Origin of the sequence: Skermanella mucosa, assembly GCF_016765655.2 — a bacterium.
In the GTDB taxonomy this organism is placed as follows: Bacteria; Pseudomonadota; Alphaproteobacteria; order Azospirillales; family Azospirillaceae; genus Skermanella; species Skermanella mucosa.
The window spans coordinates 836,507-857,188 of sequence record NZ_CP086106.1 but is presented as its reverse complement, the minus strand read 5'-3'; the positions used below and the strand labels follow the sequence as shown (position 1 = coordinate 857,188).

The 20,682-nt window shown below is 67.9% G+C and carries 19 protein-coding genes, 1 tRNA gene and 1 other RNA gene; 8 read left to right on the top strand and 13 right to left on the bottom strand.

Features of this window, described 5'->3' with window-relative positions:
* The first annotated feature begins 9 nt into the window (after positions 1-9).
* The 4 genes from mrdA to JL100_RS03895 all read left to right on the top strand — a co-directional run bounded on the left by mrdA (position 10) and on the right by JL100_RS03895 (position 3,656).
* Entirely contained in the window at positions 10-1,929 is a 1,920-nt protein-coding gene (gene mrdA / locus JL100_RS03910) for a penicillin-binding protein 2 (RefSeq protein WP_202681761.1), read from the top strand.
* Positions 1,926-3,077, top strand: a complete 1,152-nt coding sequence (gene rodA, locus JL100_RS03905) for a rod shape-determining protein RodA (protein WP_202681762.1) — start codon at positions 1,926-1,928, stop codon at positions 3,075-3,077. Before mrdA ends, rodA begins: the two co-directional genes overlap by 4 nt.
* 153 nt (positions 3,078-3,230) lie before the next feature.
* Positions 3,231-3,306 (top strand) — tRNA-Lys (locus tag JL100_RS03900).
* 155 nt (positions 3,307-3,461) lie between these two features.
* Entirely contained in the window at positions 3,462-3,656 is a 195-nt protein-coding gene (locus tag JL100_RS03895; protein ID WP_202681763.1) for a hypothetical protein, read from the top strand.
* 243 nt (positions 3,657-3,899) lie between these two features.
* Here JL100_RS03895 and JL100_RS03890 read toward each other — a convergent pair whose 3' ends face one another.
* From JL100_RS03890 to hflK, 4 genes are all read right to left on the bottom strand, one after another.
* Positions 3,900-5,435 carry a DegQ family serine endoprotease gene (locus JL100_RS03890; protein ID WP_202681764.1) on the bottom strand — a complete coding sequence of 512 codons (1,536 nt, stop codon included), beginning with the start codon at positions 5,433-5,435 and terminating at the stop codon, positions 3,900-3,902.
* A gap of 284 nt (positions 5,436-5,719) precedes the next feature.
* Positions 5,720-5,908 carry a DUF2065 domain-containing protein gene (locus JL100_RS03885; protein ID WP_158043926.1) on the bottom strand — a complete coding sequence of 63 codons (189 nt, stop codon included), beginning with the start codon at positions 5,906-5,908 and terminating at the stop codon, positions 5,720-5,722.
* 127 nt (positions 5,909-6,035) lie between these two features.
* Complete coding sequence (hflC, locus tag JL100_RS03880; RefSeq protein ID WP_202681765.1) at positions 6,036-7,046, bottom strand: protease modulator HflC; 1,011 nt, start codon at positions 7,044-7,046, stop codon at positions 6,036-6,038.
* Positions 7,047-7,057: 11 nt separating this feature from the next.
* Positions 7,058-8,248: an FtsH protease activity modulator HflK gene (hflK, locus tag JL100_RS03875; RefSeq protein ID WP_202681766.1), complete on the bottom strand. Its 1,191-nt coding sequence runs from the start codon at positions 8,246-8,248 to the stop codon at positions 7,058-7,060.
* Positions 8,249-8,405: 157 nt separating this feature from the next.
* Here hflK and apbC point away from each other — a divergent pair, with 157 nt between their 5' ends.
* A complete protein-coding gene (gene apbC, locus JL100_RS03870; protein ID WP_202681767.1) occupies positions 8,406-9,506 on the top strand; it encodes an iron-sulfur cluster carrier protein ApbC in 1,101 nt (366 codons plus the stop codon).
* A gap of 41 nt (positions 9,507-9,547) precedes the next feature.
* On the opposite strand, the gene JL100_RS03865 is transcribed toward apbC, so the two are convergent.
* The 5 genes from JL100_RS03865 to thyX form a co-directional block, all read right to left on the bottom strand.
* Positions 9,548-9,847, bottom strand: coding sequence for an XRE family transcriptional regulator (locus JL100_RS03865; protein ID WP_202681768.1), 300 nt, complete (start codon positions 9,845-9,847; stop codon positions 9,548-9,550).
* A 170-nt stretch (positions 9,848-10,017) separates the two neighbouring features.
* Positions 10,018-10,812 carry an ABC transporter ATP-binding protein gene (locus JL100_RS03860; protein WP_202681769.1) on the bottom strand — a complete coding sequence of 265 codons (795 nt, stop codon included), beginning with the start codon at positions 10,810-10,812 and terminating at the stop codon, positions 10,018-10,020.
* Positions 10,809-11,723: an ABC transporter permease gene (locus JL100_RS03855; RefSeq protein ID WP_202681770.1), complete on the bottom strand. Its 915-nt coding sequence runs from the start codon at positions 11,721-11,723 to the stop codon at positions 10,809-10,811. Before JL100_RS03855 ends, JL100_RS03860 begins: the two co-directional genes overlap by 4 nt.
* Positions 11,724-11,761: 38 nt before the next feature.
* Positions 11,762-12,733 (bottom strand): ABC transporter substrate-binding protein, encoded by a 972-nt coding sequence (locus tag JL100_RS03850; protein WP_211113092.1) that lies wholly within the window; start codon positions 12,731-12,733, stop codon positions 11,762-11,764.
* 30 nt (positions 12,734-12,763) lie between these two features.
* On the bottom strand, positions 12,764-13,708 hold the full coding sequence (gene thyX, locus JL100_RS03845; protein WP_202681771.1) for an FAD-dependent thymidylate synthase: 945 nt from the start codon (positions 13,706-13,708) through the stop codon (positions 12,764-12,766).
* Positions 13,709-13,813: 105 nt separating this feature from the next.
* On the opposite strand from thyX, the gene ssrA reads away from it, so the two are divergent.
* The 3 genes from ssrA (at position 13,814) to JL100_RS03830 (ending at position 16,541) form a co-directional block, all read left to right on the top strand.
* Positions 13,814-14,141, top strand: a transfer-messenger RNA (tmRNA) gene (gene ssrA, locus JL100_RS03840).
* Between the two features lie 54 nt (positions 14,142-14,195).
* Complete coding sequence (locus JL100_RS03835; protein WP_202681772.1) at positions 14,196-14,702, top strand: SspB family protein; 507 nt, start codon at positions 14,196-14,198, stop codon at positions 14,700-14,702.
* 282 nt (positions 14,703-14,984) lie between these two features.
* Entirely contained in the window at positions 14,985-16,541 is a 1,557-nt protein-coding gene (locus JL100_RS03830; protein ID WP_202681773.1) for a hypothetical protein, read from the top strand.
* An 81-nt stretch (positions 16,542-16,622) separates the two neighbouring features.
* Here the strand turns inward: JL100_RS03830 and JL100_RS03825 are convergent, their stop codons facing one another.
* From JL100_RS03825 to JL100_RS03810, 4 genes are all read right to left on the bottom strand, one after another.
* The gene (locus JL100_RS03825) at positions 16,623-16,871 is read right to left on the bottom strand and encodes a hypothetical protein (RefSeq protein WP_202681774.1); all 249 of its coding nucleotides are present in this window, start codon (positions 16,869-16,871) and stop codon (positions 16,623-16,625) included.
* 215 nt (positions 16,872-17,086) lie between these two features.
* Positions 17,087-17,923: a beta-1,6-N-acetylglucosaminyltransferase gene (locus JL100_RS03820; protein WP_202681775.1), complete on the bottom strand. Its 837-nt coding sequence runs from the start codon at positions 17,921-17,923 to the stop codon at positions 17,087-17,089.
* 3 nt (positions 17,924-17,926) lie between these two features.
* Positions 17,927-19,093, bottom strand: a complete 1,167-nt coding sequence (locus tag JL100_RS03815; protein ID WP_202681776.1) for a glycosyltransferase family 4 protein — start codon at positions 19,091-19,093, stop codon at positions 17,927-17,929.
* Entirely contained in the window at positions 19,090-20,160 is a 1,071-nt protein-coding gene (locus JL100_RS03810; RefSeq protein WP_202681777.1) for a glycosyltransferase, read from the bottom strand. The genes JL100_RS03815 and JL100_RS03810 overlap by 4 nt, the downstream gene beginning before the upstream one ends.
* Positions 20,161-20,682: the final 522 nt, after the last annotated feature.

Below are 20,682 nucleotides of genomic sequence, written 5' to 3'. Positions count from 1 at the left end.
CTGCCCGCCATGGAGCGCGATACCGACAGATACCGCAGCCTGACCCGGCGGGCCCTGATGCTGGGCGGCATGCAGGTCGGCCTGCTGTCGACCCTGGTCGCCCGGATGTATTACCTGCAGGTGCTGGAGTCCGACCGCTACACGGTCCTGGCCGACGAGAACCGGATCAACATGCGGCTGCTCGCCCCGTCGCGCGGCCAGGTGCTGGACCGGTTCGGCGTGCCGCTGGCGGTGAACCAGCAGAATTTCCGCGTCGTCATGGTGCAGGAGCAGGCGCGCAAGATCGACCGCATGCTGACCTTGATCTCGGAGATCGTGCCGCTGACCGAGGCCGACTGGCGCCGCATCACCCGCGAGATCCAGCGCAAGCGCGCCTTCGTGCCGGTCACGGTGAAGGAGAACCTGACCTGGGACCAGGTCACCATGATCGAGGTGAACGCCCCCGACCTGCCCGGCGTCTCGATCGAGGTCGGCGAACTGCGCAGCTATCCCTACGAGGCGGCGACCGCCCATTTCCTGGGCTATGTCGGCGCGGTGTCGGAATCCGAGCTGAACGGCGACCCGGTCCTGGCGCTGCCCGGCTTCCGCATCGGCAAGTCCGGCATGGAGAAGTTCCACGACGCCAGCCTGCGCGGCGTCGCCGGCACCAGCCAGCTGGAGGTCAACGCGGTCGGCCGGGTGATCCGCGAGCTGTCGCGCCAGGAGGGCCAGCCCGGCCGCGACATCACGCTGACCATCGACATCGGCCTGCAGCAATATGCCCAGGACCGCCTGAAGGAGGAGAAGAGCGCCGCGGCCGTCGTGATGGACGTGCATACCGGCGGCATCTATTCCATGGCGTCGAACCCCAGCTACGACCCCAACCTGTTCACGACGGGCATCAACGCGGAAGCCTGGGAAGACCTGCTGTCCGACCCGACGACGCCGCTGACCAACAAGGTGGTCGGCGGGCAGTACGCGCCGGGCTCCACCTTCAAGATGCTGGTGGCGCTGGCGGCGCTGGACAGCGGCATCGTCGGGCCGCGCCATACCGTGTTCTGCCCCGGCCACATGGACCTGGGCGACCACCGGTTCCATTGCTGGAAGAAGGGCGGACACGGCACGCTGGACCTGGTCGGCGCGCTCAAGCATTCCTGCGACACCTTCTTCTACGACCTGGCCCGGCGGATCGGCATCGACCGCATCCACGACATGGCGAAAAGGTTCGGCATGGGCCAGCGAACCCAGCTTGACCTGCCCAGCGAGCGGCCGGGGCTGATACCCAGCCGCGACTGGAAGCAGGCCAACCTCGGCAAGTCCTGGACCCAGGGCGAGTCCCTGATCGCCGCGATCGGCCAGGGCTACGTGCTGGCGACCCCGCTGCAGCTGGCGGTCATGCTGTCGCGGCTGGTCAACGGCGGCTTCGCGGTCAAGCCGCACCTGACCAAGCAGATCGAGCGCGGGCCGGCGGAGCAGACCGCCTGGCCGTCGCTGGGGGTCAACAAGACCCACCTGGACATGGTGCTCCAGGGCATGAACGCCGTAATGAACCAGCCCGGCGGCACCGCGTACAAGATGCGCATATCCGAGGCCGGCTACGAGATGGGGGGCAAGACGGGCACCAGCCAGGTCCGCCGGATCACCATGGCGGAACGCAGCACCGGCGTCCTGAAGAACGAGCAGCTGCCGTGGCGCCAGCGCGACCACGCGCTGTTCGTCGGCTTCGCGCCGCTCCACGCGCCCCGGTACGCCTGCGCGGTGATCGTCGAGCATGGCGGCGGCGGTTCGGCCGTGGCGGCGCCGATCGCCCGCGACATCCTGCTGGAGGTCCAGCGCCGCGACAGCGCGCGGGGCGCGCCCCAGCTGTCCAGCGCGGTCCCGGCGGCGGAGCCGGCCCGGACGGCACCGCCCCCGGGACTGGGCGACAAGCCGGGGAGGATCGGCGGATGAGCGGCGACTTCCTGGGCCACCAGCCGGAACTCTCGCTGGGCGAGAAGCTGTGGCAGATCAATTGGAAGCTGATCCTGCTGCTGACCGCCATCGCCTCGGTCGGCTGGGCGATGCTCTATTCGGCGGCCAACGGCAACGTCGACCCCTGGGCGTCGCGCCAGGCCGTCCGGTTCGGCGCCGGCATCTGCGTGATGGTGGTGGTGGGCCTGATCGACCTGAGGATCTGGCTGCGCCTGTCCTATCCGATCTACGGCGTGGCCCTGGTGCTGCTGATCGCGGTCGAGATCGTCGGCGAGATCGGCATGGGCGCCCAGCGCTGGATCGACCTGGGCATCATCCAGATCCAGCCGTCGGAGATCATGAAGATCGCGATCGTGCTGGCGCTCGCCCGCTACTTCCATGGCGCCTCGCTGGAGGAGGTCGGACGGCCGACCTTCCTGATCGTGCCGCTGCTGATGGTGCTGGCGCCGGTCGGGCTGGTGATGAAGCAGCCGGACCTGGGAACCGCGCTGATGGTCATGATGGTCGGCGGGGCGATCTTCTTCCTGGTCGGCGTGCGGCTCTGGAAATTCGCCATCGTCCTTGCCGGCGGGGCCGCGTCGATCCCGGTGGCGTGGCAGTTCCTGCACGACTACCAGAAGAACCGGGTGCTGATCTTCCTGAACCCGGAGAACGACCCGCTGGGGGCCGGGTACCACATCACCCAGTCCAAGATCGCGCTGGGGTCCGGCGGCGTGGCCGGCAAGGGCTACATGATGGGCAGCCAGAGCCACCTGAACTTCCTGCCGGAGAAGCAGACCGACTTCATCTTCACGATGCTGGCGGAGGAGCTGGGCATGATCGGCGGCACCGGGCTGCTGCTGCTCTACAGCCTGCTGATCGCCTACGGGGTGATCATCGCGCTCCGCTGCCGCAACCAGTTCGGCCGGCTGGTGGGCCTGGGCGTTTCCACCAACCTGTTTCTCTACGTGTTCATCAACATCGCCATGGTGATGGGCCTGATCCCCGTGGTCGGCATCCCCCTGCCCCTGATCTCCTACGGCGGCACGGCCATGCTGACGGTGCTGTTCGGCTTCGGGCTGGTGATGTCGGTCTATATCCACCGCGACGTCCGGATCACCCGCCGCACCGTCGCCGGGGAACTGTGAGCGGAGAGCCGCGGCAGACGAGCCCCGGCGGGCCGGCAAAAAAACCGTCATGGAAGCGGCTTTTTGGCATCGACAAGGCGGGTCCGCTTTGCTATCTACCCCTCGTCGCCGGACACCGGACGGAAACGGACGGAACACGGCGGCGAACATTGCGGGTGCATAGCTCAGTTGGTAGAGCAGCTGACTCTTAATCAGCGGGCCCAAGGTTCGAGTCCTTGTGCACCCACCAAATTCAGAAGGCCCTGGAGAGCGACGCTTTCCAGGGCCTTTGCTTTTTCGCGTCACCGCCGGCGTGACCGCTCCTTCCGGTTCGGCATCCGCTTCAGGTTCCACAGAGGATCGGGCTTATGTAGACTGCCGCCATGAGCAGGGGAGAGGTCGGTTATGCGGGAAGACGCGAGACTTGCATTTCCGGTAGACAGATTGCCGCCAGAGCTGTCCGCGGAGGACGCGGCCGAATTCCTCGAAATCTGCGCCAGGATCCAGGAAGGACTGGCGGACATCGAAGCGGGCAAGGTTCTGGACGAGGACGAGGCTTTCGCCGAGATTCAGCGAATGATCGACGGTAAAGCCGAGTAAGAATGCCATCCGTTCGCGTCGCGCTATCCGGGACGCGTCAGGTGTCGGTGAACGCATCGCCAAGGACAGCCCGCGCATGGCAGAACAGTTCGTTTCGTTCAGATCGTAACGGCCCTGCTGGAAGCGACCGGCCAGCGCCGCCTCGACTTCCAGCCATCGCGCTCTCCGGCACTGCCTCGCTTCGCCACCCCCGTGGGAGGGTGCGCGTCCCGCGCACCCTCCCCATGAAGCAGGCGTTGGGCTTCAGCTCACGTTGAGGGCGACGAAGCGCAGGTCGCCGCGGCGGTCGATCAGCAGCAGCACGGTCTTGCGGTTGGCGTCACGGGCGGCCTTGACCTTGGCGGCGACGTCCTGGGGCGTGGAGACCTCCTCCTGGCCGACCTCGACGATCACGTCGCCGGGGCGCAGGTCCTTCTCGGCGGCGCTGCTGTTGCCGGCGACCTCGGTGACCAGGACGCCGCGGAGCTGCTCGTTGATGTCGAACTGCTGGCGCAGCTCGGGCGTGATGCCGGTCAGCTTGAGGCCCAGGGCCTCGACCGATTCCGGAGCGGCGGGCGCCGGCTCTTCGGGGACCGCGGCCAGAATGCCGGACTCCTCGGCGGCCTCGAGCTCTCCGACCTTGACCTGGACCGTCTGCTCCTGGCCGCGGCGCCACAGCTTGACGGGCACCCGCTCCTCGACGCCGGTCTCGGCGACGACGCGCGGCAGGCGGCGCATCTCGTACACCTCCTTGCCGTCGAAGGTCAGGATCACGTCGCCGGCCTGGATGCCGGCCTCGGCGGCCGGGCCGTTCGGGGTCACGCTGGCGACCAGCGCGCCGGTGGCGGAGCGCAGACCCAGGCTCTCGGCGATCTCGGGCGTGACGCCCTGGATGCGGACGCCGAGCCAGCCGCGCCGGGTGCGGCCATATTCCTGGAGCTGGGCGACCACGCTGCGGGCCAGCGTCGAGGGGATCGCGAAGCCGATGCCGACCGAGCCGCCGGACGGCGAGAAGATCGCGGTGTTGATGCCGATCACCTCGCCCCGCATGTTGAACATGGGGCCGCCGGAATTGCCGCGGTTGATCGAGGCGTCGGTCTGCAGGAAGTCGTCATAGGGACCGGCGTTGATGTCGCGGGCGCGGGCCGAGATGATGCCGGCGGTCACGGTGCCGCCCAGGCCGAACGGGTTGCCGATCGCCAGCACCCAGTCGCCGACCCGCATCGAGTCGCTGTCGCCGAAGGTTACGGCCGTCAGCTTGCGGTCCGTCTTGACGCGCAGCAGCGCGAGGTCGGTCTTGGGGTCGCGGCCGACCAGCTCGGCCTTCAGGTTGGTGTCGTCCTGAAGGATGACGTTGATCTCGTCGGCGTCCTGGATCACGTGGTTGTTGGTCACCACCAGGCCTTCGGCGTCGATCACGAAGCCCGAGCCGAGCGAGGTGGCGCGGCGCGGCGGCGCGTTCTGCTCCCGTCCCTGGCGGTCGAAGAAGTCGCGGAAAAACTCCTCGAACGGAGATCCCGGCGGGAACTGCGGCATCTCCGGCCCGGGGCGCGGGCCGGCGCCTCGGCGTTCCGGAATATTCTGCGTGGTCGAGATGTTCACCACGGCGGGAAGCAGCTTCTGCGCCAGGTCGGCGAAACTCTCCGGAGCGTTGGCGCGGCCCTGGGCATGGACCATGTCGGGGGAGACCAGGAGCAGAGCCGCGATCACCGGCAGGCCGGCGGCGAATCTGATCAAGGCGGACCCCGTCAAGGCGGGCCTGAACCAGGCCGGGCGCCGCTGCCCGCGGTCTATGGTCATGGCGTCTCCTCCGGCATTCGCTGCGGCATCCCTTCGAGCGCTGTTCGTCACGGAAGCTCTCTCCTTGCTTCGATTATGCCACTGCCCGCGCCGCCGCGCACCCATCCAGGGGCACCGCAGCCGATCGCCGGGTGTCAGTCGATATGTGCCCGCCGGCCGGTCTCGGCCAGTCCGGCCCAAGCCGTCATCGCCGATAATAGACGCTTCGGAGGTGCGAAAGTAAGGCTTTGCTTGGGCATCGGCCGAAGGATGTGCGGCCTGGCGGGAAGCCGGCCGCGCCGCGGTCAGCCCCGCAGCAGCCAGACCAGCCCGACCCCGCTGATGGCCGCGATCAGGCCGGCGACCCGGAGCTGGCCGACCGGGGTCATCAGGGCGATCGCCAGCATGCGGCGCATCAGGTCCGGGAAGAGGGCATAGGCGATGCCCTCGAGCACGAGCACGAGGGCCAGCGCCGTCAGCAGTTCAGTGGTCAACGCGAAGCCTTGGAGCGAGGGAGGACGCCGAAGCGCGCCGATTCGGCGCCGCGGCGGGTCATAGGGGAAAGGGTGGGCCGGCACCGTTCAAGGCGGTGCCGGCCCGGGGAACACGCTTAACCGTGGATCAGTTCGCCGTGCCGCCCGGCTGGACGTTTTCGGCACCCTGGGTGGCCGACGGGGACGGCGGGCTGATTTGGGCCGCAGGCGGACCGCCCGCAGCACCGGGGCCGCTGCCGGGGGCTCCGGGAATGCTGCCCGGAGCGCCGCCCGGCGTGCCCGCCAGATTGCCGAAATACTTGAAGAAGTCGCCCGTCGGCGAGAGCACCATGGTGGTGTCCTCGTTGCGCAGGCTGTCGCGGTAGGCCTGGAGCGTGCGGTAGAACGAGTAGAATTCCGCGTCCCGCCCGGTCGCTTCCGCGATGATGCGGAACGCCTGGTTGTCGCCCTCGCCTCGGAGCACCTGCGCGTCGCGCTGGGCCTCGGCCAGGATGACGGTCCGCTCGCGTTCCGCCCGGGAGCGGATCTGCTGGGCCTGTTCCTGGCCCTGCGCGCGGAACTCGGCGGCCTCGCGTTCACGCTCCGACCGCATGCGGGCGAAGATGGACTGGCTGGTCTCCTCCGGCAGGTCGGCGCGGCGGATACGCACGTCCACCACCTCGATGCCGAAGCGCTGGGCCTCGCCGTTGACCTGATCGCGGATGTCGGTCATCACGCGGGCACGCTCGTCCGACAGGATGGACAACACGGTGACATTGCCGAGCACGCGGCGCAGGGCCGAGACGACCACGGTGCTCAGCCGCTGCTCGAGGATCTGTTCAGACCCGACCGACTGGAAGAACCGGAGGGGATCGGTGATCCGGTAGCGGGCGAAGGCGTCCACGTCGAGGCGCTTCTGGTCGGCCAGGATGACCTGCTCGACCGGCGGATCGACGTCGAGCACGCGCCGGTCGTACAGGACGACGTTCTGGATGAACGGGACCTTGGCCTTCAGGCCCGGATCCTGGATGACCCGGCGCGGCTCGCCGAACTGGAGCACCAGCGCCTGCTGGGTTTCGTTGACGGTGAACAGGCTGGCCGACGCGAGGATGCCGAGGACCACGACGACGATGCCGACGATGGCGAGTTTCTTGTTCATGTCTCAGCTCCTCACTGCGCCGTACGGGTGGGGCCGGGAGCGGAATTAGAGGCCGGCGCCGCCGCGGGCCGCTGCATGCGCTGCAGCTCGGTCAGCGGCAGGTAGGGCACGACGCCGTTTCCGGCCCCGTTCTCGCCGTTGCCGTTGCCGTCGATGATCACCTTGTTGGTGCCGCGCAGGACCTGCTCCATCGTCTCCAGGTACATCCGGCGGGCGGTGACTTCGCGGGCGCCGGAATAGGCGTCGTAGACCGACAGGAAGCGCTGGGCGTCACCCTGGGCCAGGCTGACGGTCTGCTCGCGGTACGCGGAGGCTTCCTGGATCAGCCGCTCGGCCTCGCCTCGGGCACGCGGGATGATGTCGTTCCGGTAGGCTTCGGCTTCGTTCCGAACCCGCTCGCGGTCGGCGCGGGCGCGCTGGACGTCGTTGAAGGCATCGACCACCGGCGCCGGCGGATCGACCTTCTGCAGCTGGATCTGGGTGATCTCGATGCCGGCCTGATAGTCGTCGAGCATCGTCTGGAGCAGCTGAAGCGTGCTGTTCTCGATCTCCTGCCGGGCCTCGGTCAGGGCCGGCTGGATGTCGGTGCGGCCGATCACCTCGCGGATGGCGCTCTCGGCGGCCTTCTTGACGGTGGTCTCGGGGTCGCGAATCTTGAACAGGTACTGGCCGGCGTCCTTGATCACCCACAGGACCGTGAAGTCGATGTCGATGATGTTCTCGTCGCCGGTGAGCATCAGGCTCTCGTCGGTCACGTCGCGGTCGCCGCCGGTGCGGCGGCCGTCGCCGACGCCAGACCGGTAGCCGATCTCGATGCGGTTGACGCGGGTGACCTTCGGCGTCAGGGCGGTCTCGATCGGGGCCGGGATATGGTAGCGCAGTCCCGGCTGCTCGGTCCGTACCCACTCGCCGAACCGCATGACGACGCCCTGCTCATCGGCCTCGACGCGGTAGACTCCGCTGAACAGCCAGATCAGCACCACCACCGCGGCAGCGATGGCGATGCCCTTGCCGCTGCCGAAGCCGCCCGGCATCACCCGGCGGAACCGGTCCTGTCCTTTGCGGAGCAGATCCTCGAGATCCGGCGGTTGGGAACCGCCACCGGACCCGCCCGGCCTGCCCCACGGGTTGTTTCCGCCGCCATTGCCGGGCGGAGGACCCCAGGGGCCACCTCCGCCCCCTCCCTGATTGCTCCAAGGCATGCCTCTCGGTCCCTTTCTCTCTTATTCTCTCGCGTTTGCGTCGGACTCCGGAGCTCTTTCCAAGCCGCGGGTCCGGTCTTATAACGGCCGGTAGGCGCGGCGCCGTCCGGGCTGACAGTTATCCGCCAATATTGGGAAAAGATCGGAGTTTTCAACCATGGCGCAGGTTACCGAGACTCAGGTACTAGACGCACTGCGGACCGTGATCGATTCCGACAGGCAGGCGGACATCGTGAGTCTGAACATGATTTCCGGGTTGGTCGTCAAGGATTCCAACGTCGGCTTTTCGATAGAAGTGGACCCCAAGCGCGGCCCGCAGCTGGAACCGATGCGCCAGGCGGCCGAAAAGGCGGTGCAGGGAATTCCCGGCGTCACGTCGGTGACGGCGGTCCTGACCGCCCACCGCGAGGCTCCCGCGGCCCCCTCCAAGCCGGCGGCGGCCCCCGCCGCGGGCGGCAAGGCGCTGGTCCCCGGCGTGCGCGCCATTGTCGCGGTCGCGTCGGGCAAGGGCGGCGTCGGCAAGTCCACCACGTCGGTCAACCTGGCCCTCGGGCTCAAGGCGAACGGCCTTCGAGTCGGACTGCTCGACGCCGACATCTACGGCCCCAGCATGCCGCGCATGATGGCGATCACCGGCAAGCCCGCCTCGGCCGACGGCAAGACGCTCCAGCCGATGGAGAACTACGGCATCAAGGTGATGTCCATGGGCTTCCTGGTCGCCGAGGACACGCCGATGATCTGGCGCGGGCCGATGGTGCAGAGCGCGCTGCAGCAGATGCTGCGCGACGTCGCCTGGGGCGAGCTGGACATCCTGGTGGTCGACATGCCGCCCGGCACCGGCGACGCCCAGCTCACCATGGCGCAGCAGGTTCCGCTGGCGGGGGCGGTGATCGTTTCCACCCCGCAGGACATAGCCTTGCTCGACGCCCGCAAGGGGCTGAACATGTTCCGCCGGGTGGACGTGCCGGTGCTCGGCATCGTCGAGAACATGAGCTATTTCTGCTGCCCCAACTGCGGCCACCGCACCGACATCTTCAGCCACGGCGGCGCCCGGCGCGAGGCCGAGGCGCTGGGCATGGACTTCCTGGGCGAGATCCCGCTGGACATCGCGATCCGCGAGACCAGCGACGACGGCCAGCCGATCGTCATGTCCCGCCCCGACAGCGAGCACGCCAAGGTCTACCGCGAGATCGCGGCCAGGGTCTGGTCCAAGGTCGCGGGGCCGCAGCGGGGAACGCCGAAGATCGTGATCGAGTGAGGGGGGCATCCTGATTTCCGGCCCGGTTCCCGGGCCGGAAATCAGGGCGCGTCCACGAGTTCCACCTTGAGGCGCTTTCCCACCGCAAGCGCCGCCCGGCTGAGGACATCCAGGGAAACCGCGACATTCTCGGGGTCGAGAACGCGCTCCACCTGGCTACGGCTGGTCTGCATCGCCTCCGCCATCGCGGTCTTCGTGAGGTCGGTCGCCTTGCGCGCCTCCTCAAGCTCCCATGAGATCACGCGTTTGATGGCAGCGCTGTAGACTTCCTCCCGGATGCCTTCCGACTCCAGGAACGACTCGAAAGTGTCTCCGATCGGAGCAGTGTCTTTCCCCTTCATGATTTCTGCCCCTTCCCGCTGCGCCTGTCGCTGCCGACGATTTTCCGATCAGCGGGATCAATGTCCAGCAATCACTCCTTGACCGGTTGGTTGCCGGCTGTCGTCCTGTAGAAATGAGCGGCAAGTCTCTTCATCCATCGGCCCCGCCCAGGAATTGTACCGTATAAGGTTCACCCGATCAGCAAGCTGTCGTCCGCCAGCTGCTGGCCCCGGACGCGGCTGAACATCGCCAGCAGGTCGGGCACGTCCAGGCCGGCGCGCTCCTGGCCGCCGACGTCCAGCACCACCCTGCCCTCGTGCAGCATGATCGTGCGGTCGCCATGGTCCAGGGCGTGGCGCATGGAGTGGGTGACCATCAGGGTGGTCAGGCCGTGGCCGGCGACGATCCGGCGGGTCAGGTCGAGCACGAAGTCCGCCGTCGAGGGGTCGAGGGCGGCGGTGTGCTCGTCCAGCAGCAGGATGCGCGAGCCCGCCAGGGTCGCCATCAGCAGGCTGACCGCTTGGCGCTGGCCGCCGGACAGCAGGCCCATCTGGTCCTTCAGCCGGTTCTCCAGCCCCAGGCCCAGCTCCGCGATGCGGTCGCGGAAGCCGGCGCGCTGGCCCTGCCCGACCGCCGGTCCCAGCCCGCGACGCCGGCCGCGCGCGGCGGCGAGCGCCATGTTCTCCTCGATCGAGAGGGTGGCGCAGGTGCCCGCCATGGGGTCCTGGAAGACCCGGGCGACCAGCCCGGCGCGGCGGGGCGTGGGCCAGCGGGTCACGTCGGTGCCGTCGATCGCCACGCTGCCCCGCTCGGCGATGACGTCGCCGGCCAGCGCGCCCAGGACGGTGGATTTGCCCGCCCCGTTGGAGCCGATCACGGTGACGAACTGGCCGCCCGGGATCGTCAGGTCGATGCCGCGCAGCGCGTGCTTTTCCAGCGGCGTGCCCCGGCCGAAGGTGACGTGCAGGTCCCTGACCTCGATCATCGCGCAGTTCCCTGTGTTCCGGGCTCCTGTCTTCCGGCCCGGAGGGGATTGCGCAGGCGCGGCAGGATCAGCGCGCCGGCCACCAGCAGGGCCGTCACCAGGTTCAGGTCGGACGCCTGGAGCCCGATGAAGTCGGCGTTCAGCGCCACCTGGATCGCGATGCGGTACAGGATCGAACCGACGACGCAGCCAACCAGCGCCCACAGGATCACCCGGCTGCGCATCACCGTCTCGCCGACGATGACGGCCGCCAGCCCGATCACGATGGTGCCGATGCCGCTGGTCACATCGGCGAAGCCGTTGGTCTGGGCGAACAGGGCGCCGGCCAGCGCCACCAGCGCGTTGCTCAGCGCCATCCCGGCATAGATGTGCAGGTCGGTCGAGACGCCCTGGGCTCGCGCCATCCGCGCGTTGACCCCGGTCGCCCGCATGGCGAGTCCGAACTCGCTGTTGAGGAAGCGGGCGAGCAGCGCCACCACGGCGGCGACCACGACCAGCACGAACAGCGGCCGGAGCACCGCGTCGGACAGGCCGAGCCCGTAGAACGGCGTCAGCACCGTGTCCTGGGTGATGATCGCGACGTTCGGCCGCCCCATGATCCGCAGGTTGACCGAGAACAGCGCGATCATGGTCAGGATGCTGGCCAGCAGGTGCAGGATCCTGCAGCGAACGTTGAGCGTGGCGGTGACGATTCCCGCCAGCGCCCCGGCCGCCATGGCGGCCCCGGTGGCGAGCCACGGGTTCCAGCCCGCCACGATCAGGGTCGCGGTGACGGCGGCGCCCAGCGGGAAGCTGCCGTCCACGGTCAGGTCGGGAAAGTCCAGGACGCGGAACGACAGGAAGACGCCGAGGGCGACCAGGGCGAAGACCAGCCCCAGCTCCGCGGCCCCCAGGAAAGCTACGGCGCTCATGGATGCTTCATCGATTCGGCTTCATCGATTTGGGCGCATCACTGTCCGACGACCTTGCTGGCCCGGGCGACCACGGCGTCGGGGATGGTGATGCCCATCGCCGCCGCGGCCTTGGGATTGACGTACAGGTCCGTTCCCTCGGCCGACGTCACGGGGATGTCGCCGGGATTCTCGCCCTTCAGGACGCGGGCGACGATCTGCCCGGTCTGGCGGCCGACCTGGTAATAGTTGAAGCCCACGGTGGCGACGGCGCCGCGCTGGACGCTGTCGGTGTCGGCGGTGAAGACCGGCAGCTTGTTCTGGGCGCCCACGATCAGCAGGGCTTCCAGGGCGGAGACGATGGTGTTGTCGGTCGGCATGTAGACCGCGTCGACCCGGCCGACCAGCCCGCGCGCCGCGCCCTGCACGTCGGCCGAGCGGGTGGCCGGCGCCTCGACGATGGAGAAGCCGTGCTCGGGCGCCAGCTTCTTCACCAGTTCCAGCAGGGTCACGGAGTTCGGCTCCCCCGGATTGTACGGGAAGCCCAGCCGCCTGGCGTCGGGCATGATCTCCCGGATCAGCGCCAGATGGTCGGCCACCGGCGACAGGTCGGACAGGCCGGTCACGTTGCGGCCCGGCTTCTCCAAGTCGCGGACCAGCTGGGCGCCCAGCGGATCGGTCACCGCGGTGAAGACGACCGGGATGTCCCGCGCCGCCGACACCACGGCCTGGGCCGACGGCGTCGAGATCGGCACGATCACGTCGGGCGCCTGTCCGACGAACTGCCGGGCGATCTGGACCGCCGTGCCGGGATTGCCCTGGGCGCTCTGGTAGTCGAACCTCAGGGTGTCGCCGGGTTTCCAGCCCTGCTCGGCCAGCTCGTCGCGTACACCGTCGCGGACGGCGTCCAGCGCCGGATGCTCGACGATCGCGGTGACCGCGACGCTCTTGCTCTGGACCTGGGCTCCGGCCGGAACGGCGCCAAGGCACGCCAGCGCCAGGACGGTCCCGGCGATGCGGGTGATCTTCATCTTGCTTCCTCCTGGGGACCTTCTATCCCCTCAAAGCTCCGGGGAACGGCCGAGCTGCTCCATCAGTTCACGCCATTCCCGCTTGCTCAGGCCGCTGTCCGCCTGGGCGACGGTCTCGCCGGAGAGCATCCGCCGGACGATGGCGAGGCCGGTCGCCGACAGGCTCGCCCCGCCCAGCCGGTATTCGCGGAACGCCTCCGCGGTCAGCGGCACCCAGCGCTCCAGGATGTCGATCATGATGTCGGCGTAGGCCCGGATCTCGTACTGGGCGTGGCTGTCGGCGCGCAGCCGCAGGAAATGCATCAGGTTGTGCAGATCCACCTTCCAGTACCATTGCGTATAGTAGTTCAGGGACAGGTTCATGCGCGCCAGCTCGCGCGCCAGCCCCGAGCGCGACGGGTCGAGGGGAGCCCCGTCCTCGTCCTGGTTCAGCATCTCGGCATAGCCGCGGTAGGCCCGCTCGCTGTCCTCGCGCAGCAGGTCCATGACGCGGGCCGCCTCGTCGCCCTGCAACACCTCGCCGCGGCCCTGGCGGTTGACGGTGCTCTGCGCCGACAGGTGCTCGGGCGCCGGGACGTAGAACTCCTTGTCCAGGATCGAGTAGCGCGCGCTGTACTCGTTGACGTTGGCCGTACGGTGGCGGATCCACTGCCGGGCCACGAAGATCGGCAGCTTGACGTGGTACTTGATCTCGCACATCTCGAACGGGGTCGAATGCCAGTGCCGCATCAGGTAGCGGATCAGGCCGGCATCCTCGCTGACCTTCCGGGTGCCGCGGCCATAGGACACGCGGGCCGCCTGGACCACCGCCGAATCGTCGCCCATATAGTCGATCACGCGCACGAATCCGTGGTCGAGCACGGGGAAGGCCTCGTAGAGGATGTCCTCCAGCGCGGGCACGGTGGCGCGCCGGGTCGGCACGGCCTCGTTCCGCAAATGGGCGATCTCGTCGCGCTGTTCCGGGGTAAGCGGCATGTTTTCTCCGGCGTTCGTTGACCGCCGCACTCTAGCGCCTGGACCCGCCGGAGACCATAGCGAGCGGGAATGTCGCGGACGGCGGGGCGGTTCCCGGCAACATCGCCCCTTTATTCTCACGATCGCAGAGCCTATATTCGAATTGTCGGGTAACGCCCGGCTATGGCGATAAACGTCATGTGGAATAAGCGTTGCGGACCCGGGGGCGGCACCCGGCGCCTCCACCAGTTATACCTGTCCGCCGGCACCGGACGGGCAGGCCTACGGGGGCGAATCAGGATCGACGCGCGTGGTAAAGGCATGATTTTCGCCCGGCATGGTACCGCCGTTATCGGGCTGATTTTACAAGTGCCAACGACAACCGTATGGCTCTCGCTGCCTGACCTTGGGTAAGCGCGGTCCGGGGGGCGCCGGGCAACAGAAGCCCCCCACTTCATTCAGTGCTGTGTCCGGCAGCGATTTGATTAAGGTTGAGGCGGCGCCCGTAATGGCAACCGAGTATCTGCGATACGACAAGATGGTCGAGAACGCCCTGCGCGGTGTCGTTCGGGAAGCGTTGATCCAGGCGGCCGAACGCGGTCTGCCGGGCAATCACCATTTCTACCTGACCTTCCGCACCAACGACGCGGGCGTCCAGATTCCCGACTACCTGCGCGGCCAGTATCCCTCAGAGATGACCATCGTGCTCCAGTACCAGTTCTACGGTCTGGAGGTCGAGGACGACAAATTCGGCGTGACGCTGAGCTTCAACAACGCGCATGAGCGACTGGTCATCCCGTTCGCGGCGATCACCACCTTCGCCGATCCCTCCGTCACCTTCGCGCTCCAGTTCCAGCCGCTGAGCACCCAGGAAGGCCCGACGAGCATGGAGGAGATCGAGGAGGAGGTGACCGAGGAAGCGGAACGCCAGGCGGCCAAGGCCGTAGGCGCGAAGCAGGCCGACGACGGCAAGATGGGTCAGGTCGTGGCCCTGGACTCGTTCCGCAAGAAATAGCTTTCCGGCATCGTTGGATCGCAAGGACCGGCAAGGGGCACCGTAGCAGCGGTGCCCCTTTCGCATTTGTACCGCCCGGAGCGGCGACGATCCGTTCCGTTCCCTAAATATCGCGGCGCAAGCGCCGGTACTACCCCTTGAGAATTCCGGGAGGCGACTTTCCCTGGAGCGAAGCAGAGGGTACCCATACACCGGCAGTCCTCGCGAGGACTGCCGAATACTGTGACGATCGTACGAAGCACCCTTTTCCGTGTCCGTGCGGAATCAAAAGCGAAAGCCGCCATGCCGCGCTTCCAGACACCCAGCCCGCTGACCCGTATCCTGCACCTGGATGCCGCGCTGGCGCGCAGTCCCTGGGCTCGGGTGGCGGTCGCCGTCCTCGCCCTGGCGCTGACCCTGGCCATGGCCTACCTGCTGGCCGGCAAGCGGGAGGTGATCGCCGCGGATACCCGCGACTATCTCGCCTTCTCCCCCCTCCGGGTTTTCGGCTACCCTACGTTCCTGATGATGATGCAGGCGATCGGCGACGTCCGGATCACGTCGGTCGTCGTGCAGACCGCCCTCTATTTCGCATCCAGCGTCTTCCTGGCCTTGACCGTGCTTCGCGCGTCGCGCTCGCTGGCCTTGGCCCTGGCGCTGACGGTCCTGCTCCACGGCAACATCGTCACCACCACCTACAACTTCATCGCCGTCACCGAGTCGCTGATCACCTCCTCGACCATGGTGGCGCTGGGCGCCCTGCTCCAGTTCTACCGGACGCGCAGGCTGTCCTGGTTCGCCCTGATCTGCGCGGTCGCCGTCTTCAACATCGTGATCCGGCCGGCCGGGCAGGTCTACCTGCCTTTCCTGGCGGTGGTCGCGGTCTATGCCTGGCTGGCCCTGCGGGTCAGCCCGATGCGCATGGCGGCTTCCATCGCGGTCGCCGTGCTGGTCAGCTACGGCTCCATCAACGCCGTCAACTACGCGGTCCACGGCTTCACGGGGACGAACAGCAACCACGGCACCGGGCTGCTCGGCAAGGCCATGCTGCTGGCGCCCGAGCATGCCGGCGACTTCGCCGGTACGCCGCTTCAGGACAGCGTGACCGAGCTGGCGGCCATCATGGAGCCGGTCGTCGCCCGGCTGGACCGCATGGAGGACCCGCGCGCCCGGACGCTGGTCTCGCAGACCTATGTGAACTACCTGCGCTTCGGCGTCCTGTTCCCGACCTACCGGGAGCGCCATGGCCATGCCGACGGCTGGGACCGGGAGCTTCATGTCCGCGAGATCGCCGGCGCGATCGTGGAGAAGGACCTCCTCGGCTACCTGGAGCTCTCGTACCGGGAATTCATGGCGCTGGTGACGCTCGCGCCGATCATGACCGCGTCGGAGGCGGAAGCCGCCCGCGCCGACGTCGAGCGCCAGGCGCCGTGGCCCTATGACGGCGACGAGAGCTGGGAATACGAGGCCGGGCCGCGGCTGCTGAAGATGGAGGTCGGCATCGGCACGGAGCAACGCGGCACCGCGACGGTGATGGCGTTCCGGGCGGTCTATTACGGCTTCTATATCATCGGCATCGGCGGCGCCCTGGCGATGGTCGTGACCATGGTGCGGCGCCGGCCGGTCGCCTGGGAACTCCAGATGATCGGTTCCTGCGCGATCCTGTATGGCGGGACCATCACCATGACCGCGCTGGGCGATGTCGGCGGCGTGCGCTACCTAGTGCCGATCTGGCCCTGCATCGCCCTGTCGTGGATTTGCGCCGCCGGATGGCTCAGGGAGGCGGCTCTGGCCGGCGGGCGCGATCATGCCGCGGGCTATGCCTCCGCCGGGTCGGCGGCCCGGCGCGTTCCCTCGTAGGAAACCGCCCGGAGACGCAAAAAGGGCGCGGCCAGGAAGCCGCGCCCCTTTCGCAGAACCCGGAGGACCGGGATTCGTCCATCAGGAATTGATGGAGATCGAACCGATCTGGGTATTGTCGCTGACGTCGCCGCCGAGCGCACCCGCGGCGGACGAGCCGGAGAGGGCGTCGCCGCCGGTCGCCGAGGCGGAACCCGTGTTGAAGCCCAGGCCACCGGCCGAAGCCATGCCGCTGGCGTCGCCGCCCAGGCCGGTCGAGGTCGAACCCGAGTAACCGAGAGCGTCGCCACCGGCCTTGCCGCTCTGCTCAATGCCAACATTGGTGCTCATGTGAATCTCCCGACCTAATGAAAGGTTTCTGTGGATCGCTGGGACCGGCGAGCTCTCCGCCGGTACTCCCCTATTGAGCAAGCCGCGTGCCAAATCAGGATTAGCCCTTCGGAGGGAGCCCAGGCCTTGCAAATCCGAGATCCGCGCCGGCCCGGCGGGTCGGCAGGCGGTCCAGTCGGGTGGACGCCGTCAAGGAAAGCTGGACAGGCCCGGGATCAGGCCGGCACCAGCGCGCGCAGCCGGCCGGCGAGGACCTTCAGCACCTCCGCATCGGCGGTCTCGTCGAACTTCCGGGCGAAGAACGCCGGCGAAGCCAGCAGGTCCGGCAGGTCGTCCATGGTCAGGACCTTGGGATTGCCGGAGTTGCGAACCCACTTGATCATCCGCTTGTTGTCCCGGTCCACCGTGCCGGCGAAGGGGCTCGACATCATCATCGCCTGATACCAGGACTCGTGCGGATGCTTGACCCGGCGGAACCAGCGCAGGATGTCCTGCGCCACCGGCGCGGCCGCCGCCCACTCGCAGAATTCGCGCGTCAGGATGTGCCAGCCGTCGCCGTACCACTCGTTCCGGAAGGTCCGGGGCTTGGGATAGGGGATCGGCAGGCGGCGCAGCTTGCCGCCCATCTCGACGCAGACCCAGCGGAAGCGCCGGCGGAAATGGGATTTGGTATCGGCCAGCAGATGCACGCGCATGTGGTTGACGCCCGGCCGGGCCGCCAGTTCGGCCAGCATTTCGTCCCGGGCCTTGAGCGGGAAGTCCTGGCCCGTGATATTGATCATGTGGGTCCAGCCCTTCCGGCCGAGCAGCGCGTTCATCGCCGCCCACTCCGCCTGGCACAGGCCGAAGCCGCCCCAGTACACCGGCACGGGCTTCACGAAGACGATGTTGCCGCGCCCTTCGGCGACGCGGGCGAATTCCCGGTGGACCTCGGGAGGTGTCTTGGCGTCGATATGGATCGCGAAGTGATCGTCGGGGTGCCAAAGCGCGTCGATCAGCCGGGCGAACTGCGACGGCTGCTTGTAGGCGGTGATGACATAGGCGAGTGACATCGGTTAACTCCGCTGCCTCAGCCCGGCCTGGGGGCTGAAGACCCGCCCTTCCGGCGCCGAGAAATCCACCAGGCGTTCGAATCCATCGGTCATCCGGTCGACGGTGAAAAGCTGCGCGCGGGCCCGGGCCCGCTCGGCCATCAGCGCCCGAAGCGCCGGGTCGCGCACCAGCGCTTCGAGCGATCGCGTCCACGCCCCGTCGTCGTCGAGCGGCAGCAGGTCGCCGACGGCGCCTTCCCCCGGTCCGCCCAGCGTCTCGACCTGGGCCGGAATGTCGCTGGAGACGATGGCGAGGCCGGCATGCATGGCTTCCAGGACGGCGTTGCTCTGCCCTTCGAAGAGCGTCGGCATGGCGAAGATGTCGGCGGCGCGCAGCAGGTCGGGAATGGCGGCGCGGGCGACCTCGCCCAGGAAGGTGACCCGGGACGTCACGCCCAGATCGGCTGCCAGCCGCTCCAGCTTGCCCCGGTCGCTCCCGTCGCCGGCCAGCGCCAGGTGCCCCGCCGACAGGGACGGCAGGACGCGCAGCAGCAGGGACTGGTTCTTCTGCTCGGCCAGCCGGCCGATGTTCAGGATCAGCGGCTCGCCGGCCGGCAATCCGAATTTGGCGCGCGCGGCCGTGCCGTCCAGTTCCGACGACCGCCAGTCGATGCCGTTGTGGACCACCGTCAGGTGGCGGCGGTAGGCTTGCGGATAGGCCGAGAAACTCTCCACCACGGACTGCGAGTTGCCCACGTTGGCGGTGTAGCAGCCGAGCGTTCCCGCCAGCTTGTCGAGCCGCTGCATCCAGGGAGTATAGGTCCAGGAAGGATTGCGCTGGGACGCGACGCGGCGGGGCACCCCGGCAAGCCGGGCCACGGCCTGGCCGAAGCCGTTGGCGAGCGGCAGGAAGCTGATAACCGCGTCCGGTCGATGGGACCTGAGCTGCCGGAACAGCCGGACCAGGAGCTGCAGGTACCCGCCGGCGCCCGGCGAGCGCACGGGCAGGAGCACCCGGATGCCCTCCTCGTTCCGGTAGAGCGGCGATTTCTCATAGAGGAACCAGGTCTCCACCTCGTGGCCGCGGGCACGCAGGCTGCGCCCCAGCCGCAGCAGCGCCTCCTGGGCGCCGCCCTGGTCCATGTGGGTGATCAGCAGGACCAGCCGCAGCCTCGGCGTCGTCGCATTCATCGGCCATTCTCCCAGGAACGCACCCGTCCGGTTCCGAGTGCGAGATCGAGGTAGGTATCGACCGCGCGGTCGAGGGTGAACTGCCCGACCTTGCACGCCATCGCGTTGGCCGGGACGGGATGGTCGAGTGTCCGCCCGATCGCGTCGGCGAGCGCCTGGTCGTCACCGAGGGGAACCAGCGCGCCCAGCTTTCCGTCGTCCAGGATCTCCCGGGTGCCGCCCGGGCAGTCGGTCGCCACCACGGGAGTTCCGCAGGCCATGGCTTCGACCAGGACGGACGGCAGCCCTTCCCAGCGCGAGGACTGGACGAACACGCCGGCCCGCGACATCAGCGCGTAGGGATTGGGCTGGAAGCCCGGCATCGCGACATCGGCGGCCACGCCAAGCTGCTCTGCGAGTCGCTCCAGGTCGGCGCGCAGTTCACCCTCCCCCAGGATCATCAGGCGGACCGGGCGCCGGGCGCGCAGCAGGGCGAAAGCGCGGATCAGCGCCGCGAAATCCTTGACGTCGACCATGCGTCCGGCCGCCAGGACGACGGGCGGCTCGCCCGGCCGGAACCAGGGATGGTCGCACGGCTCGCCCGCCTTGGCGTAGAGGTCCGGCGTCACGATGCCGTTGTGGACCACGTCGATCCGATTACCGGGTATGCCGGAGAACCTGGCGAGATCCTCCGCGACCCCGCCCGAGACGGCGATGATGCGGGACGCCGTGGGATAGAGCCAGGGCACCATCCGGAAGGCGAGCTTGACCGTCGAAGACGGGTTGGAGCCGAAATTCCGGGTGATCTGGCTGTGCTCGGTGACGATCATGCGGGTGCGCGTCCGGGCGAACTTGGCCGCCAGCAGCGCCCCGACATTGACATGGACCAGCGCCGAGAGCATGGCCGCGGGCCGCTCCCGCCGGAGATAGCGGGCGAGCGACGCGACGCTGTTGAGGGTGCGCCGGGTATTCAGCACGACCAGGCGGACGCCCGGGGGGATCGCGTCGATATAGGCGCCCTCCCGGCGGATCAGCACCAGGTCGACGGGGTGGGAGCGTTCCGCGATGCCGGCGGCGAGGCGCAGCATCACCCTCTCCGCACCGCCTCCATGAAGATCCTGGAGAAACAGGGAAATCTTGGGCGCCACAGGCGCGGATGCGGTCATGATACCAGTCGTCATTACGTGAGGTTTGAACTGCCGCGGAAATGGGCGGTCGGGATCGGTGAAGTCCCAATGATGAATGGTGCGATGGTGCCCATTATTCACCAAAGCGCCACGGCTATTTAGCCCTACCCGGAGTGGGCACCCATTGATGGCACGCCTTCGGCGACCTTTTGCCATGCCAGAGCCATATATAGAAAATAAAATACTCGTATAATGACCTGCTGTAGTGGAGCCAAAACCCTTGCCGCACTGCAAAACGATCTGGACACACAGAATGGATGGCAAATATAATCTACGCAATCGCATTGCGCATTGGTGCTAACCACTTAACCCTTATGGGTATTTGGCTCCACCATTTTGCGACGCCTTCCAAAGCAATGGAAGGCACCCGGCATTCCACTGAACATTGCCTGACAAGGTGATGTTTGCTCTGCGGTGCTGCAC

Coding starts and splice junctions, on each gene's coding strand:
- mrdA (WP_202681761.1), top strand. CDS start 10: ATGGAGCGCGATACCGACAGATACCGCAGCCTGACCCGGCGGGCCCTG.
- rodA (WP_202681762.1), top strand. CDS start 1,926: ATGAGCGGCGACTTCCTGGGCCACCAGCCGGAACTCTCGCTGGGCGAG.
- JL100_RS03895 (WP_202681763.1), top strand. CDS start 3,462: ATGCGGGAAGACGCGAGACTTGCATTTCCGGTAGACAGATTGCCGCCA.
- JL100_RS03890 (WP_202681764.1), bottom strand. CDS start 5,435: ATGACCATAGACCGCGGGCAGCGGCGCCCGGCCTGGTTCAGGCCCGCC.
- hflC (WP_202681765.1), bottom strand. CDS start 7,046: ATGAACAAGAAACTCGCCATCGTCGGCATCGTCGTCGTGGTCCTCGGC.
- hflK (WP_202681766.1), bottom strand. CDS start 8,248: ATGCCTTGGAGCAATCAGGGAGGGGGCGGAGGTGGCCCCTGGGGTCCT.
- apbC (WP_202681767.1), top strand. CDS start 8,406: ATGGCGCAGGTTACCGAGACTCAGGTACTAGACGCACTGCGGACCGTG.
- JL100_RS03865 (WP_202681768.1), bottom strand. CDS start 9,847: ATGAAGGGGAAAGACACTGCTCCGATCGGAGACACTTTCGAGTCGTTC.
- JL100_RS03860 (WP_202681769.1), bottom strand. CDS start 10,812: ATGATCGAGGTCAGGGACCTGCACGTCACCTTCGGCCGGGGCACGCCG.
- JL100_RS03855 (WP_202681770.1), bottom strand. CDS start 11,723: ATGAGCGCCGTAGCTTTCCTGGGGGCCGCGGAGCTGGGGCTGGTCTTC.
- JL100_RS03850 (WP_211113092.1), bottom strand. CDS start 12,733: ATGAAGATCACCCGCATCGCCGGGACCGTCCTGGCGCTGGCGTGCCTT.
- thyX (WP_202681771.1), bottom strand. CDS start 13,708: ATGCCGCTTACCCCGGAACAGCGCGACGAGATCGCCCATTTGCGGAAC.
- JL100_RS03835 (WP_202681772.1), top strand. CDS start 14,196: ATGGCAACCGAGTATCTGCGATACGACAAGATGGTCGAGAACGCCCTG.
- JL100_RS03830 (WP_202681773.1), top strand. CDS start 14,985: ATGCCGCGCTTCCAGACACCCAGCCCGCTGACCCGTATCCTGCACCTG.
- JL100_RS03825 (WP_202681774.1), bottom strand. CDS start 16,871: ATGAGCACCAATGTTGGCATTGAGCAGAGCGGCAAGGCCGGTGGCGAC.
- JL100_RS03820 (WP_202681775.1), bottom strand. CDS start 17,923: ATGTCACTCGCCTATGTCATCACCGCCTACAAGCAGCCGTCGCAGTTC.
- JL100_RS03815 (WP_202681776.1), bottom strand. CDS start 19,093: ATGAATGCGACGACGCCGAGGCTGCGGCTGGTCCTGCTGATCACCCAC.
- JL100_RS03810 (WP_202681777.1), bottom strand. CDS start 20,160: ATGCTGCGCCTCGCCGCCGGCATCGCGGAACGCTCCCACCCCGTCGAC.